The 608-nt window shown below is 34.7% G+C and carries 2 pseudogenes; one reads left to right on the plus strand and one right to left on the minus strand.

The annotated features are described in order from the left end of the window. A pseudogene (locus tag ACS8FD_RS22325) lies at positions 1 to 258 on the plus strand (TetR/AcrR family transcriptional regulator); the annotation flags it as partial. Positions 259 to 396: 138 nt separating this feature from the next. Here ACS8FD_RS22325 and ACS8FD_RS22330 read toward each other — a convergent pair. Then, positions 397 to 608: pseudogene (locus ACS8FD_RS22330) on the minus strand (hypothetical protein); the annotation flags it as partial.

Here is a 608-nt window from a genome sequence, read left to right on the forward strand (position 1 = left end):
GATGGTTTTGGTGAAGACATGGATCATCAAATTGTTGAGCTAGTGTATAAGCGTCTATCAGAACGCTATGAGATGCCAAAGTTTGAAGACATACAAGATATACTATTAGTAACTTACAGTATTATCAATGGTGTATTTACTTTGTCTTATCGTCGTCATGAACGAATCACAGATAACTATCTACAAGAAGCTACCACAGCGTCTATTGCTTATCTACGTTGCTATTTACCAGAGAAGCTTCCTCGTAAAAACCGTTAAGACTCGGTTGTACTCATTTAAGCTTTATTTCATCATAGATAATACCGTTTACTATGAATAAATAACGAAACAACTGATATTGAAAAGCCGACATAATGTCGGCTTTTTTTGTTTTACAGATCTCTATAGAGCCATAACTTAGTTGATGAGATGTTTTATGGTGTTATGACCAATACTATATTTGGCAGTTGGCATAGTCATATTTAGTGTTATAGACTGAGTTAAAGACGAGTTTTTAACGTCATTAATGTTTGATGTATGGGAGGTCAAAGACAATGATTGACCACGACAAATATCATCTTGCGGATCTAATGGTACGTATTGCTTATAGTAATCGACGATTGAGTTCT

The organism is Psychrobacter sp. 1U2, from assembly GCF_051847575.1.